The following is a 12,843-nucleotide window of genomic DNA, read 5'->3' on the forward strand; positions in this document are numbered from 1 at the left end:
CTTGGACCGCTCACTCGTCTGAACCGACCCGGCTCCTCACACACCACGCCATGGAGGCCATGGGCGGCATCTCCGCCTCCCTGGACCGCGAAGCGCCGGCGACGAGCACCAGCAGCCCCCATCGACCCTCACGTATCCGGACCCGGCTCCCGCACGCACACGGAAGAGGACGACCATGACAGGCGGATCACGCGGATCCCGACGACCGCGCCGGCGGCTGCGCAGGCTGCGGCACGGAGCACGCGGTACCGCGGTGGCGGTCGCCGCCGTCGCCCTGCTCACCGCCTCGGGCGCGCCCGCTCTCGTACGCGAGGCCGCCGACCGGGACGGGACGGCCGGGGAGAGCACGGCACCCGCGCGGGCTCCGGGTCCGGCCGAGGCGCCGGGCGACGGTTCGTACCACACCGAACTGCCGCCGCTCGGCGCCGAAGAGGGCATCGGGATGGTGCCGGACGCCGTGCAGATCCGTGCCCAGTCCGGCATCCCGGCCACCGTGCTCGCCGCCTACCGCAGGGCCGAGGCCTCGGTGCGCCGCAGCGACCCCGGCTGCCGGTTGCCCTGGCAACTGCTGGCCGCCATCGGCAAGGTGGAGTCCGGCCAGGCGCGCGGCGGTGCGGTGACCGCGGACGGCACCACCCGCGGCCGGATCCTCGGCCCGGCGCTCGACGGCAAGGGCTTCGCGCTGATCCGCGACTCGGACGGCGGCGCCTACGACGGCGACCCGGTGTACGACCGGGCAGTGGGCCCGATGCAGTTCCTCCCCACCACCTGGGCCCGCTGGGGCGCCGACGGCAACGGCGACGGCCGCCGCGATCCCGACAACGTCTTCGACGCGGCGCTGGCCGCGGGCCACTACCTGTGCGCGGGCCCCCGCGACCTGTCCGTACCGGCCGACCTGGACCGGGCGGTACTCAGCTACAACCACTCCCGCGCGTACCTCCAACTCGTGCGGTACTGGCTGGAGTTCTACCGCAGCGGCGTCCACGCGGTGCCGGACGGCACGGGGGTGATCCCGGCCAGCCCGGGCGCGGGAGGCAAGACCCCGGCGACCCGCCCGGTCGGCGGCGAGGGCGGCGGCAAGGAGAGCGGCGGCATCATCATCGGCCCCCAGCCCTCGCCCACCTCCTCCGGCAGCCAAGTCCCGGGCCACCCGGACCGCCCCGACCCGAGCACCAGCCCGGGCCCGGACCCCTCGGACACCGGCGGCCCCACACCCGACCCGACCGACTCCGGCTCCCCCACCGGCGAACCGACACCCACCGACCCGGGCGAACCCTCCGACTGCCCCACGGACACCACAAGCCCGACACCGACCAACTCGCCCTCCCCGACCACCACTCCGGGAGAAGAGGACGAGGACCCCTGCGGCGAACCAACCCCCACGAGCACCGCGAGCCGCCCCTGACCGGGCACGGCGGGGCGTCCGCGGAGAAGCGTCGGAGCTACGCGATCTGCCCGGCCTTCACCCCGGCGGTGAATTTGGCCCAGTGAGTGGCGGAGAAGCCGAGCACCGGTCCGTACGGGACCTTGCTGTCACGGACTGCCCTGGACTCGCTGGGGAGTTGGGCTATCTCCAGGCAATTTCCGTTGACGCCGGAGTAGGAGGACTTGATCCACGTCAACGCGCTGGCTGAGGCGGAGGAGAGGGAGGGATTCATTCTCTACATCGCTTCCTTGAGGGCAGCTTGAATGAGGGTTCGCGATCTACTGGCGTTGGCCGCCGCGACGTTGAGTCTGCGGAAGAGCGTGGTGTAGGTGTCCACGTCGCTCTGCTCCTCGTAGTACAAGGTGCTGGTCGGCGACTCGGTGTAGATGATGTCGGTCTCCGCGGTGGCGGGGAAGGTCATGATCACGAAGGGCCCGAAAAGGCAGGCGTTCATGGGGTCTTCGCGTGGCAGCACCTGGAGCTGGATGTTCGGCTTCCGACTGTCGGCGAGGAGCGATTCGAGTTGCTCCTTCATGACCGAGGGTGCAGCAGTGCGGTGGTACAGAACAGATTCTGTGATGATGGTCCAGAGCTGCAACGGGATTTCCCGCGACAGTACTTGGCGCCGTTCGCCGCGTACCTTGATCTGGGCCGCCCTTTCCTCGTCGGTGAGATCTGGTCTCTGTAGCCGCGCCACTGCTTCGGCATACTCCGGGATCTGGAGCAGACCCGGCACCAGACTCGTCTCGACGTTGTACAGCTCGCTCGCTTCCCACTCCTCCGCGACATAGGCGGCGTACGCGGAGTCGACGGCGTTGGCGTAATGGGACCACCAGCCCTTTTTCTTCGCCTCGCGGGAGAGCGTCTCGATCTCGGCGCGTTCCTGGGCGTCCGTCACGCCGTAGGCGTCGAGCAGGGCGCGGAGGTCGGGCAGGCGGACGCCGGACTGGGCGTTCTCGATGCGACCGACCTTCGACTCGGCGGAGCCGAGCACCTCGGCCGTGTCCGCATGCGTCAGCCCGGCCGCTATGCGCAACTCCCGCAGCCTGCGCGCGAGTCGGCGTTGCCGGATGGTCGGGTTGTGGTTGAGCGGCATTGCCAGGACTGCCTTCCCCGGGACTTCAGCAGGTCAAGTGTGCCGTCGGCGGACAGTAACGGCAACTAGCTCTCAGAGGTACCCGAAGTGGTGACTTGACACTTCGGGGCCCGCGTAGTGCACAGTACTTACTGTGATGAGGCGATGGCCATGCGTGAGGGCATGGGTTCTGTCCGGCTGCCTCTCGTTCCGATGCCAGGGGGCACGACCATGCTCATTGGGCGAACCGAGCAACTCCGTTACCGACGCTTCCGTCCCGCCGTCCGCGTGGCCCGCACCGCGGCACGGGAGGTCGCCCAGCGCTGGGGGTTAGCGGGGCTGGCCGACGACGCGGAGTCCGTCGTAGGGGAGTTGATGGCCAATGCGGTCGTGCACGGGCGCGCGGCGCGGGAGAGCTGGGTCGCGGTGACGTACGAGCTGGCGGACGAGGCCCTGCGCATCGAGGTGCGCGACTGGGCAACCGGCCTGCCGCGCCTGCCTCTTGACGAGGTGGACGCCCTGGGAACCGAGTGCGCCGAGGACATGGCGGAGAGCGGTCGCGGGCTGCTGATGGTCAGCGCGCTCTGTGCCCGCTGGGGCGTCACCCCGCATGTGATCGGCAAGAGCGTCTGGTGCGAATTCGCCTCGGTGCCCCAAGTCCTGCCCGAGCGCTGACAGTTCCCGCAGCACGGGAGGCCGCACCGCGCTCGGCCCGTGCTGCGGAGAGTCCTGAGAACACCCGAAGAGGCTCTGGAAGAAGTCCGGAGAAGGTCCGGAGAAAGGCAGTTCATCGATGACGTACTACGCAGCGCACCACGAGGCCCTGGAAGAAGGCGAGCGGGCCGCGGGCGAACTCGCCGACGCGCTCCGGCTCGCCGGACTCACCCTGCCCTCGCTGCGGGGTGACCTGCCGACGATCACCGGGGAGCCGCTCGTCCAACTGGGCCGCGCCTCGGTGCCGTTGGTGCGGGAGCTGGCCCAGTGGATCCGGGACCGGGCGGATCGGACGGATCACGCGGGGCACTGAGAACCTGGCCGCCGCGGAGCGATCAGTACCCGGCCCCCCACGGATCCGGAACCCCCCGCCCGGTCTCCTCCTGCCGGGGCAGCAGCAGCGGGGTGGCCAGGATGAGCAGGCCCGCGGTGGTGAGTGCGGTGCGGGGGCTGGTGGTGTCGGCGAGCAGGCCGGTGAGGGCGGTGAGGGTGGCGATGGAGGCCTGCTGGCCGATGGACCAGGCCGAGAGGGTGCGGGTGACGAGGTGGGTGGGGGTGTGTTCGAGCCGGTAGGTGGCGAGTACCGGGGTGTACAGGCTCATGGTGATGATGATCGCCAGCTCCAGGACGATCACGGTGACGAGGCCGAGGACGCCGGGCCGGACGAAGGCCAGGCCGATCAGCCAGACCACGCGCAGGGTGCCGACGGTGCGGAAGACCCGGTGGCGGCCGTGGCGGGCCACGACGCGGCGGGCCAGCCGTGAGCCGAGGAGTCCGCCGAGGCAGGGGGCGGCGAAGGCGAGTCCGTACTGCCAGGGTGGGAAGCCGAGTTGGCGGAGGAGGAGCACGGCGAGGAGTGGTTCGGTGGCCATGATCAGGCCGGAGACGAGCAGGTTGTTGAGGTAGAGCGCCCGCAGGCCGGGATGGCCGAGGATGTGCCGCCAGCCGTCGAGCACCCCGGCCGCCCGGACCGGGCTCTTCCCGGTGGGCCGCGGTGTCTCCTCCCGGCCGCGGATCGCGGTGAGGGCCAGGGCGGAGAGCAGGTGGCTGAGGGCGTCGGCGAGGACGGTGGCGACCGGGCCGAAGAGGCCGATCGCCGCGCCGCCGAGCGGGGGGCCGACGGCGAGGGAGCTCCAGTTCGTGGACTCGAAGCGGGAGTTGGCCACGAGCAGGTCCTCGGGCCGGACGAGGGACTTGAGGTAGGCGCCCCCGGCCGCGGTGAAGGCGATCCTGGCCGCGGCGACCACGGCGGAGACCACGAACAGCTGGGCGAGACCGAGCCAGCCGAGGGCGTAGGCGATGGGGACCGAGGCCAGGACCGCGCAGCGGGTCAGGTCCATCGCGATCATGACCGGGCGCTTGCGCCGGAACTCCCCCCACGGGGCGAGCGGCACCGCGATCAGCGCGCCCACCGCGGGTCCCACCGCGGACAGCGCGGACACCTCGGCGGGAGTGGCGTCGAGGGCCAGCACGGCGATCAGCGGCAGGGCACCGAAGCCGAGCCCGGAGCCGTAGGCGCTCACCGCGTAGGCCGCCCACAGCCAGCCGAACCCCCGGCCCAGCGGTCTGCTGCCCACCATGCTCCGCGCTCCCCCCGAACAAACCGGTGTTGACCGGGAGAGCCAAGCGAGCGGCACCGCCGCAGGTCAAACAACCGCACGGGCGACTCCGCACAACCGGTGGTTGTTGCCTAAGGTGGATCGGCGTGGACCTCGAAGCCGTACGCACCTTCGTCGCCGTCGCGGAAGCCGGTCAGTTCCAGCGGGCCGCCGCCGAGCTGGCGGTCAGCCAGCAAGCCGTCTCCAAGCGCATCGCCGCGCTGGAACGCGGCCTGGGCGTGCGGCTGTTCACCCGCGCCCCGCGCGGCGCCGAACTCACCATCGACGGGCAGGCGTTCCTGCCGCAGGCCCGCGAGCTGCTGCGGGTCGCCGAGCGCGCGGTCGCCTCCGTGCGCCCCGGCCGCCGTCCGCTGCGCGTCGATGTGATCGCCTCGCGCGGCGCCCAATCGGGCCTGATGCGCGGATTCCACCGCGCGTACCCGGAGGTCGATCTCGACGTGGTGATGCTGTTCGAGATCGAGGCGGCCCTCGGCGCCGTCCGCTCCGGGGCGATCGACGCCTCCTTCCGCGCCGTCACCGCCCCCGGCCACGCGCTCGGCGAGGACATCGCCTCCGTCCGGGTGCTCGACGAGCCGCTCCAACTCCTCACCGGCCCCGCCCACGCGCTGGCGGGCGCCCGGTCGGTGACCCTCGACCAGCTCGCCGGGCACCGGATCTGGATGCCCGGCATCGTCCCGGGCACCGAGTGGGGCGCCTACTACGACGACCTCACCGCCGAGTTCGGCCTGACCATCGAGGCGACCGGCCCCAACTTCGGCTCCGACGCGCTCCTCGACACCATCGCCGACACCCCGGCCCTGGCCACCTTCATGGGCGAGCACACCCGGCTCATCTGGCCCGCGGGCCACGGACTGCGCCGCATCCCGGTGACCGATCCGACCCCGGTCTACCCGCACTCGCTCCTCTGGCATCGCGACAACCCCCACCCGGCCCTGGCCACCCTCCGCGCCCATCTCGCCGCCACCGCGGCCGGTCACGGCGCCGCCGGGACCTGGACGCCGGGCTGGGTGCTGCCCCGCTGAACAGGCCCACTCGGCAGGGGAGTGCCGCGGATTGCGCCCCTACGGGACAAGGGCGCCGGAGCGTCAGTCGTCCGGCCTCGGCTCCCGGCCCGCCCCCTCGAAGACCACCGGCACCTCGAACGCCGCCCGCCTCGTCGCCCGCCGCAGGGCCCGCAGCACCGTGCCGCCGAGGGTGAAGGTCAGGACCACGGTGAGCGCGGCCCGGCCGAGGTCCCAGCCGAGGGAGGTGGCGAGGCAGTAGGCGAAAAAGCGGGCCAGGTTCTCGTGCAGGGCGAGGTCGGGGTCGAAGGCGATGCCGGAGCTGAGGGAGTCCATGAAGGGCCAGCCGGAGAGGTTCATGATCGTGCCGTAGGCGAGGGCGGCGAGGCCCCCGTACCCGGCGAGCAGCAGGAGTTCGCCGCGGCCGCGCAGGCGGGCGGGGCCCGGCAGCAGTCCCGCGCCCATGGTGAACCAGCCCATGGACAGCATCTGGAAGGGCATCCAGGGTCCCACTCCGCCGGTGAGCAGCGCCGAGGCGAACATGGTCACCGAACCGAGGACGAAGCCGAAGCCCGGTCCGAGGACCCGGCCGCTGAGCACCATGAGGAAGAACATCGGCTCCAGGCCCGCGGTACCGGCGCCGAGCGGGCGCAGGGCCGCCCCGGTCGCGGCGAGCACCCCGAGCATCGCGACGGCCTTCGGGCCGAGCCCGGACTCGGACAGCGCCGCCGTGACCACCCCGACAAGGAGTACGAGCAGCCCCGCGAAGAGCCAAGGGGCGTCCTGCGCATGGGCGTTGACCCCGGATCCGCGGCTCGCGAGCAGCGGCCAGCCGAAGGCCGCCACGCCCACCGCGCTCACCAGGGCCAGCGCGAGGACCGAACGCGGGCCGATCCGTACGGCGCGCACCGCCGCCCGGGAGGGGTCCTGCGGGTGCTCGGTGGTGCTGCGGCCGCTCATGTCAGCGCCTCCTCGACCTGGGCGACGGTGAGCCACTGCTGCGGGGCGAGGATCTTCGTCACCTGCGGGGCGAAGGAGGGCGAGGAGACCACGATCTCGGCGGTCGGTCCGTCGGCGACGCTCTCGCCCTCGGCCAGGATGACCACCCGGTGGGCGATCTCGGCGGCCAACTCCACGTCGTGGGTGGCGAGTACGAGCGCGTGGCCCTCGGCGGCGAGTTCGCGCAGGATGCCGGCGAGGCGGGACTTGGCGGCGTAGTCGAGGCCGCGGGTCGGCTCGTCGAGCAGCAGCAGCGGGGGCCGCGCGGTGAGGATCACGGCGAGGGCGAGGACGAGGCGCTGCCCCTCGGACAGGTCCCGCGGATGGGTGCCGTCCCCGATCCCGGGCAGCAGCCGCGTCACCAGGTCCCGGCAGCTGCCGGGCGCCGCCGCCGCGTCCCGGTCGGCCGCCGCGCACTCCGCCGCGACGGTGTCCGCGTACAGCAGATCGCGCGGCTCCTGCGGTACGAGGCCTACGTGGCCGAGGAGTCGGCGCGGTGCCGTGCGGTGGGGGACCAGGCTCTGGACGTGCACGCTGCCCGCGGTGGGGGCGAGGAGGCCGACCAGGGCGGAGAGCAGGGTGGACTTGCCCGCGCCGTTGCGGCCCATCAGCGCCACCGTCTCACCCGGCCGTACGGTCAGGTCCACGCCCCGCAGCGCCTCGACCCGGCCGCGGCGCACCCCGAGCCCGCGCACCACGGCGACGGGGTCCGGGGCGGGCGCCTTCTTGCCTGGGCCGCCGGGGTGCGGTCCGGCCGCGCCCGGTCCGGCTGTGCCCGACCCCGATGCCGCCGATTCCGCGGCGCCCGGTCCTGCACCGCTCGGTCCCGCAGCGCCCGCTCCTGTCGTGCCCGGTCCCTCTGCGCTCGGGCCCTCCCTGCCCGCACTCGAACTCGCCCTGTCCGCCTGCCCGTTGTCGGCCGGTGGGGTCCGGTGCGCGAGGCGTTCGCGCAGTTCGGCCGCGCGGCGGCGGGCGTCCCGGACCGTGAGCGGCAGCGGGGACCAGCCCGCGAGGCGGCCGAGGCCGACCACCGGGGGGAAGACGGGGGAGCGCGCCATGAGGCCGGCCGGGTCGCCGAGCACCGGGGCCTCGCCGCGGCCGGGCAGCAGCAGCACCTGGTCGGCGTACTGGACGACGCGTTCCAGGCGGTGCTCCGCCATCAGTACCGTCGTGCCGAGGTCGTGCACGAGGCGCTGGAGCACGGCGAGCACCTCCTCGGCGGCGGCCGGGTCGAGGGCGGAGGTCGGTTCGTCGAGGACGAGGGCGCGCGGGTGCGGGGTGAGCACCGAGCCGATGGCGACGCGCTGCTGCTGCCCGCCGGAGAGGGTGCCGAGCGGGCGGTCCCGCAGCGGGGCGAGGCCCAGCAGGTCGAGGGTCTCCTCCACCCGGCGGCGCATCACCGCGGGGGCGAGGCCCAAGGACTCCATGCCGTAGGCGAGTTCGTCCTCGACGGTGTCGGTGACGAAGTGCGCCAGCGGGTCCTGGCCCACGGTGCCCACCGCGTCGGCGAGTTCGCGGGGCTTGTGGGTACGGGTGTCGCGGCCCGCCACCGTCACCCGGCCGCGCAGGGTGCCGCCGGTGAAGTGCGGGACCAGTCCGCCGACCGCGCCGAGCAGGGTGGACTTGCCCGCGCCCGAGGGGCCGACGAGCAGCACGAGTTCGCCCTCCGGGACGGTGAAGTCGGCCCCGGCGAGGGCGGGTCGGTCACCGCCGTCGTAGGTGACGGAGACCTCCTCGAAGCGGATCATGTGAACTCCTCGGCGCCGGGCGGCTGTTCGGGGGTGTGCGGGGCCGCGGGCGCGGGGCGCAGCCGGTCGCGGCGGGGCGCCGCGCCGTCGGCGGCGGGTGGCTCCGCTTCGGGTTCCGGGGTGCGGCCCGGGCGCTGTGCGGGCGGCGGCACCGGTGCCACCAGGGCGGGCAGCAGGCCGAGCAGGATGCCCGCGGCCGTCCACAGCGGCAGTTCCGGGGCCACCAGCGGGACCACCCCGGGCCGCAGGGCCTCGGTGTACGCGGACCCCGCCCAGATCATCGCGGCGGCGACGGCGGCCCCGCTGCCCGCGACCAGCCAGGCCCGGGCGCCCCAGACGTCGGGGCGGTAGCGGGTGCGCGGCGAGCGGCGGCCGCCGAGGCGCAGCCCGGCGAGCACGGCGGCGACTCCCGCGCCCAGCAGGGGCGGTGCGTAACCGGAGCCGTCCGCGGTGAGCAGTCCGTAGGTGCCCGCGCAGACCAGGATGAGGCCGCCGAGGGTCAGGGCGCCGGTGGTGCGCCGGAGCGCGGCGGAGACCGGGGTGGTGCGGCCGAAGCCGCGGGCGTCCATGGCGGCGGCGAGCGCCACCGAGCGCTCCAAGGCGCCCTCCAGGACCGGCAGTCCGACCTGGAGGAGTCCGCGCAGCCCCTTGTCGGGGCGCCCGCGCAGCCGCCGGGCCGCCCGCAGCCTGCCGATGTCCGCGATCAGCTGCGGGGCGAAGGTCATCGCGACCACCACGGCGACCCCCACCTCGTAGAGCGCGCCCGGCAGCGATTTGAGCAGGCGGAAGGGGCTGGCCAGGGCGTTCGCGGCGCCGACGCAGATCAGCAGGGTGGCGAGCTTGAGCCCGTCGTAGGCGGCGAAGACCAGGCCCTCGGCGGTGACCCGGCCGCCGATCCGCACGCCCTGCGCCCAGTCGGGCAGCGGCGCCTCCGGCAGCGTGAGGAGGACGTGCGATCCCGGGATCGGCGATCCGAGGACCACCGCGAACAGGAGCCGGATACCGAGGACCACCAGTCCCAGGCGCACGAAGGCCCCGTACGAGCGGGCCCAGGGCGCCGAGGTCCGGCGCGCGGCCACCACGTACCCGGCGACCGCGATCAGCAGGGCGAGGAGCAGCGGATTGGTGGTGCGCGAGGCGGCGGTGCCGAGGCCGAGCGCCCACAGCCACCAGGCCCCGGGGTGCAGGGCGCCCGAGCGGCTCGCGAAGGGGGCCGGGCGCAGCGGGCCGCGGCGGGGCATGGCGGTGGTGCGGGGCACGGCGGCGGGCCTCAGCCGCGGCGGCGCTTGGCCCGCACCCCGGCGGCGACGGCCACCAGGACGACCAGGGCGCCGCCGCCGATCAGGCCGAAGGAGGGGCCGCCGTCCTCGCCGCCGGAGCCGTCCCCGGCCTCGCCTCGGGTGCCGGGCTCGCGCTCGGCCTCGCCCGAGACCTGTTCGCCGCAGCCGGACTTCGGGTAGCCCGCGATCGCGCAGAGCAGGGCCTTGCTGTCGTAGCGCAGCGGTTCGGCCACCGCGGCGAGCGCCTCGGCGGTGCTGGCGTCGGCGGGCACCCGCGCGCAGACGGTGCGCGGCTTCGGCGGCGACTCGCCCCCGGGGGCGTCGGCCGGGGTGCCGAAGTCGAGGACCAGGGCGAGGCGTTTGCGGCCCTTCTCGGCCGGGGTGTCCGCGCAGACCGTGCCGAAGTCGGCCTCGCCGCGCGGCTTGGCGGCGTCCTTCGAGTCCTCGCTCACGGAGAACCGGAAGCCCTGCACCGACCCGTCCGCGGGGCGCGTCAGCGAGGGGCCCTGACTCGCGTACCGCCAGGCGTTGTTCTCGCGCTCCCAGAAGGACCAGTACCGGTAACCGGCGGCCCCCGCGGGCGCCGCCGCGAGCAGGACGGCGAGTACGGCGGTCAGTACGGCGGCGAGCGGGGCGGCCAGGGCGGGCGCGCGGCGGGGTGCCGGGGTGCGGCGCCCGTCCGCCGGGGCCGCCGACTCCGGGACCCGGCCGGTCACTTCCCCTGCTTCTTGTTGCGGCTGCTGAACAGGAAGCCGACCCCGATACCGGCGACGAGCCCGACGCCGACGATCCACCAGACGCTGGTGCCGTCCTCGTCCTTCTCCTTGTCCTGCGCGGCGTCCTCGGCGCTGCCGTCCTTCTGCGACTCGGGCGCCGGGCCCTGGGCGTCGAGCGCGCCGACCAGGTCGGTGGAGCCGAAGGCGCGGGGGTCGGCGCCGACGGCGTGCGCGGCGAGCACCAGCTGCGCGTAGGCGGCGGGACCGCCCCCGCGCGCCCAGTCGGCCGCGTTCTTCTCCAGCCAGCCGTACGCCTTACGGGCCGCGTCCGGGCGGCCCGCGGCGGCCAGCGCGACCACGGTGTCCGCGGTGTTGCCGAAGTCGGGCTTCTTCTCGGCGCCCGGCATCACCGACATCAGATGGGTGCCGCCCGTCAGCTCCTTCTCCAGGTAGTCCGCGGCGCCCGCCGCGCTCTCCTTCGGGGTGGCCGCGCCGGGCTCGACGCAGGCGCCGCCCGCGTCCTTCCCGCCCCCGGTGGCGGCCAGGCCCTTGCCGAGGCTGCCGAGGACTCCGGCGGCGGAGGCGTCCGCGTTGGGCTCCAGCGGGCCCGGCTGCTGCCCGCCCGCGGACTTGCCGGGCTGGAAGGCGAAGGCGCCGCCGCCGTCCTTGACGGTGCAGGGCACGGTCAGCGCGTCCAGCGCGTCGAAGGGCGACTTGCCGCCCTTGCGCACCGCGGCCGGGTCCTCGCCCGCGGCCTTCAGGGCGCCGATGACCAGGGAGGTGGAGTTGGTGTCGCTGGCGCCGCCCGGGTTGTAGCCCCAGCCGCCGTCCTTGTTCTGCACCGACTTCAGCCAGCCGACCGCCTTGCCGGTGGTCTTCTCGTGCCCGCCGAGCGCGGCGAGGGCCTGCACCGCGGCGGCCGTGCTGTTGCTGTCCACGGGGGTCTTCTTGCCGCAGGCCGCGGCGGCGTCGGCGCGGAAGGGGGCGAAGGAGCCGTCCGCGCACTGCTGTCCGGTGAGCCAGTCGACCGCCTTGTCCGCGGGCCGCACCGAGGCGGTGTCCTGGGCGAGGAAGGCGAGCGACTGCCGCCAGACCCCGTCGAACTGCGGGTCCGCCTTCCCGTACAGGCCGGAGGGCAGGGCCACCGAGGGGGACGGCTTCGGGGTCTCGGCGAGCGCGGCCGGTGCGGAGGCCGCCCCGGTCACGGCGACGGCGGCGAGAACCGCTGCGGTGCGGCGAACGTTCATGAGCGGCGGTGCCTCTCCCTGTGGCGGAGCCGCGCGGCACGGCACGCGGAGCACCGGGCGGCTGCGGCCCCGTATGCCTCGACGGTGCCTGTCACCGGGGTCCCGGTGACGCGAGCCGGTCATATCCGCCCCGGGCATTCCGGCTCGCCGCCGTTTCGGGGACGGGCGGCTCACGGTTGCGGGTCAGCGCCGGGTTTCCACCGGCTTCCCCCGAGGCGGGCATGAGAACGACGCGGTCACTTTACCGGTCGGGTCCGGGGGCGGTTCGGCCCGGCGGCTCCTCGGGCGGCCCGGCCGAGGTGAGGTCGATGAGGCGGCACACCGTCTCGATGTCGAAGCCGACCTGGGTGATCGAGGCGCGGCCGGAGACCCAGGTGATCAGCGCCGAGTGCCAGGTGTGCGCGATCACCCGGACCGCGGACAGCTGCGCCGGGCTCGGATCCGCGAGGCCCATGGCGTCCAGGATGAGCGCCATGGTCTGCCGGGTGACCTGGTCGACCTCGGCGCTGACCGAGCGGTCGGCGAAGGTCAGCGCGCGCACCATGGCGTCGGCGAGCAGCGGTTCGCGCTGGAGGGCGCGGAAGGCGCGCATCAGGGTCGCGGCGACCCGTTCGGCGGGGCCCGCCCCGTCCGGGGGCCGCTCGCGCAGCGTGGTGTGCAGCTGGCCGAGCTTGTCCTGCATGGTCGCCACGAGCAGATGGACCTTGGACGGGAAGTAGCGGTACAGGGTGCCGAGGGCGACCTGCGCGACCTCGGCGACCTCGCGCATCTGCACGGCGTCGAAGCCGCCCCGCGCGGCCAGCTCGGCGCTCGCGCGCAGCATCCGGCGGCGCCGGGCCGCCTGCCGCTCGGTCTGCGGGGAGGCCGGATGCGAGGGCCGTGCGTGCGTTGCCATCTGTCCGTTCCGTGCGGGCTGCCGGGTGCGGGAGCGTCGCCGCGCCGGGGCCGCGCTGCCCCCGGACGGCACAGCATGGCAGGGGGCTCGGCCGTGGCGCGAATCACCTGGTCCGCCCGGCAC

General features: G+C 74.4%; 13 protein-coding genes and 1 riboswitch. Of the genes, 4 read left to right on the plus strand and 9 right to left on the minus strand.

Annotation, left to right across the window (positions count from 1 at the left end; all coding sequences use genetic code 11):
* The first annotated feature begins 175 nt into the window (after positions 1 to 175).
* Complete coding sequence (locus tag MID12_RS24605) at positions 176 to 1,405, plus strand: lytic transglycosylase domain-containing protein (protein ID WP_263170795.1); 1,230 nt, start codon at positions 176 to 178, stop codon at positions 1,403 to 1,405.
* Positions 1,406 to 1,442: 37 nt separating this feature from the next.
* Here the strand turns inward: MID12_RS24605 and MID12_RS24610 are convergent, their stop codons facing one another.
* Both MID12_RS24610 and MID12_RS24615 read right to left on the minus strand, forming a co-directional pair.
* Positions 1,443 to 1,658 (minus strand): DUF397 domain-containing protein, encoded by a 216-nt coding sequence (locus MID12_RS24610; RefSeq protein WP_263170796.1) that lies wholly within the window; start codon positions 1,656 to 1,658, stop codon positions 1,443 to 1,445.
* Positions 1,659 to 1,661: 3 nt separating this feature from the next.
* Positions 1,662 to 2,522 (minus strand): helix-turn-helix domain-containing protein, encoded by an 861-nt coding sequence (locus MID12_RS24615; RefSeq protein WP_263170798.1) that lies wholly within the window; start codon positions 2,520 to 2,522, stop codon positions 1,662 to 1,664.
* A gap of 210 nt (positions 2,523 to 2,732) precedes the next feature.
* Between MID12_RS24615 and MID12_RS24620 the strand changes: the two genes are divergently transcribed.
* Together MID12_RS24620 and MID12_RS24625 are read left to right on the plus strand one after the other, a co-directional pair.
* Positions 2,733 to 3,176 carry an ATP-binding protein gene (locus MID12_RS24620; RefSeq protein WP_040258279.1) on the plus strand — a complete coding sequence of 148 codons (444 nt, stop codon included), beginning with the start codon at positions 2,733 to 2,735 and terminating at the stop codon, positions 3,174 to 3,176.
* A 118-nt stretch (positions 3,177 to 3,294) separates the two neighbouring features.
* Positions 3,295 to 3,528 (plus strand): hypothetical protein, encoded by a 234-nt coding sequence (locus MID12_RS24625; RefSeq protein ID WP_040254013.1) that lies wholly within the window; start codon positions 3,295 to 3,297, stop codon positions 3,526 to 3,528.
* 22 nt (positions 3,529 to 3,550) lie between these two features.
* On the opposite strand, the gene MID12_RS24630 is transcribed toward MID12_RS24625, so the two are convergent.
* Positions 3,551 to 4,795 (minus strand): MFS transporter, encoded by a 1,245-nt coding sequence (locus tag MID12_RS24630; protein WP_263170801.1) that lies wholly within the window; start codon positions 4,793 to 4,795, stop codon positions 3,551 to 3,553.
* Positions 4,796 to 4,920: 125 nt separating this feature from the next.
* On the opposite strand from MID12_RS24630, the gene MID12_RS24635 reads away from it, so the two are divergent.
* Entirely contained in the window at positions 4,921 to 5,856 is a 936-nt protein-coding gene (locus MID12_RS24635; RefSeq protein WP_263170803.1) for a LysR family transcriptional regulator, read from the plus strand.
* Positions 5,857 to 5,919: 63 nt separating this feature from the next.
* Here the strand turns inward: MID12_RS24635 and MID12_RS24640 are convergent, their stop codons facing one another.
* From MID12_RS24640 to MID12_RS24665, 6 genes are all read right to left on the minus strand, one after another.
* The gene (locus tag MID12_RS24640; protein ID WP_263170805.1) at positions 5,920 to 6,795 is read right to left on the minus strand and encodes an ECF transporter S component; all 876 of its coding nucleotides are present in this window, start codon (positions 6,793 to 6,795) and stop codon (positions 5,920 to 5,922) included.
* Positions 6,792 to 8,582: an ABC transporter ATP-binding protein gene (locus tag MID12_RS24645; protein ID WP_263170806.1), complete on the minus strand. Its 1,791-nt coding sequence runs from the start codon at positions 8,580 to 8,582 to the stop codon at positions 6,792 to 6,794. The genes MID12_RS24640 and MID12_RS24645 overlap by 4 nt, the downstream gene beginning before the upstream one ends.
* Entirely contained in the window at positions 8,579 to 9,823 is a 1,245-nt protein-coding gene (locus tag MID12_RS24650; RefSeq protein WP_263173432.1) for an energy-coupling factor transporter transmembrane component T, read from the minus strand. The genes MID12_RS24645 and MID12_RS24650 overlap by 4 nt, the downstream gene beginning before the upstream one ends.
* Positions 9,824 to 9,852: 29 nt before the next feature.
* Positions 9,853 to 10,578, minus strand: a complete 726-nt coding sequence (locus MID12_RS24655; RefSeq protein WP_411577002.1) for an SCO2322 family protein — start codon at positions 10,576 to 10,578, stop codon at positions 9,853 to 9,855.
* The gene (locus MID12_RS24660; protein WP_263170807.1) at positions 10,575 to 11,825 is read right to left on the minus strand and encodes a prenyltransferase/squalene oxidase repeat-containing protein; all 1,251 of its coding nucleotides are present in this window, start codon (positions 11,823 to 11,825) and stop codon (positions 10,575 to 10,577) included. The genes MID12_RS24655 and MID12_RS24660 overlap by 4 nt, the downstream gene beginning before the upstream one ends.
* A gap of 111 nt (positions 11,826 to 11,936) precedes the next feature.
* Positions 11,937 to 12,070, minus strand: a riboswitch (cobalamin riboswitch).
* On the minus strand, positions 12,067 to 12,720 hold the full coding sequence (locus tag MID12_RS24665; protein WP_263170809.1) for a TetR family transcriptional regulator: 654 nt from the start codon (positions 12,718 to 12,720) through the stop codon (positions 12,067 to 12,069). It overlaps the preceding riboswitch by 4 nt.
* Between the last annotated feature and the right edge of the window lie 123 nt (positions 12,721 to 12,843).

Source organism: Streptomyces sp. SCSIO ZS0520 (genome assembly GCF_025643355.1).
GTDB classification, from domain to species: Bacteria; Actinomycetota; Actinomycetes; order Streptomycetales; family Streptomycetaceae; genus Streptomyces; species Streptomyces physcomitrii.